The 1122-nt window shown below is 57.7% G+C and carries 2 protein-coding genes; both read left to right on the forward strand.

Going from position 1 to position 1122, the window contains the following annotated elements; translation table 11 throughout:
- The first annotated feature begins 273 nt into the window (after nucleotides 1-273).
- Entirely contained in the window at nucleotides 274-489 is a 216-nt protein-coding gene (locus tag KBI52_RS33840) for a GcrA family cell cycle regulator (protein WP_210804857.1), read from the forward strand.
- 337 nt (nucleotides 490-826) lie between these two features.
- A partial coding sequence (locus KBI52_RS01400; protein WP_210804858.1) for an integration host factor subunit alpha occupies nucleotides 827-1122 on the forward strand: 296 nt, incomplete at its 3' end.

Genomic DNA, 1122 nt, shown 5'->3' on the forward strand with positions numbered 1-1122 from the left:
TCCATTGCTCCTCACCTGATCTTTTGAATTGTGCCCTGATGAAGCGACTTGTCTCTCACCGGCCGCAGGCCATCGATCTCTGGCTGACGGCCACGGCAGCATCGGCCGCGCTTGCAGTGATCACTTTGTGCGCCCAACTGCCGTAAGTAGGCTTCTCGATAGCCACAGAAATCTAAGCGTCGTCGATCCAGCTGTTGATAGCTCGCGCAGGCATGGAACTCTCCTGATCCCTCATCGTGTTGCTCTCTGGTTCCTGGACCGGATGTCGGAACCATGCCTGAGATCAGCGAACCGTCCCCGCGCACCCAAACGACATTGTTCAAGCTCCAAGCGCGACAATGCCGCTTCATTGTCTCGGACGAGCACTCCAAGGCGATCTTCTGTGGAAGTGAGACACAGGAGGGCTCAAGCTGGTGTCCTTGGCACCGGCGCCTGGTCTACGTGCGGACACCCATGACCGGAGCCGATGCCGGGAAACGTCGTTCCTGAGATCTTGGAATTCACCCCGTCAGGAGGTGAGTGCTTCAGAAGCCTTTGTTTGCCGACTGACCCACCTTTACCCGCATAAATGTACTTGGAACGCCCATGATCATCTCATAGCTGCAATTTTGTTTCGCGCGAACTCAGCCTTGATCATGCGTTACACGCATAAGGCCTTTGATGAAATTTCATACTAATATTCGCCACGTTTTGGTAACAGGCTTTCGAACCGTCGCATCTCTACCCTGCGGCGTCGTTCCCTTCAGAGGGAGATGTCCTCTGCACCTCCGGTCGCTGGCAACAGCGGCCTTTTTCTTGAGCACAGGATTAACGCCAAGGGGTCCTTATGGCGGGCAAGACCATCACCCGGGCTGATCTGACAGAGGCCGTCTCCAACACAGGTGGCCTTTCCCGAGCGGAGGCGGCGGACCTGGTCGAGCAGGTTCTTGGGGCGATGAGCGAAGCTCTTGTCACGGGCGAGATCGTGAAACTGTCAGGCTTTGGCGTCTTCACCGTTCGCCACAAGACCGAGCGCCTCGGCCGCAATCCCAAGACAGGGACCGTGGTCCCCATCGAGCCCCGCCGGTCGCTGACCTTCAGCGCCTCGCATCTTCTGAAGGCCCGCATCAACGGCACCATGCC

It is taken from the genome of Microvirga sp. HBU67558 (assembly GCF_018069605.1).
Lineage (GTDB): Bacteria > Pseudomonadota > Alphaproteobacteria > Rhizobiales > Beijerinckiaceae > Microvirga > Microvirga terrae.

Coding starts and splice junctions, on each gene's coding strand:
- KBI52_RS33840 (WP_210804857.1), top strand. CDS start 274: ATGCCTGAGATCAGCGAACCGTCCCCGCGCACCCAAACGACATTGTTC.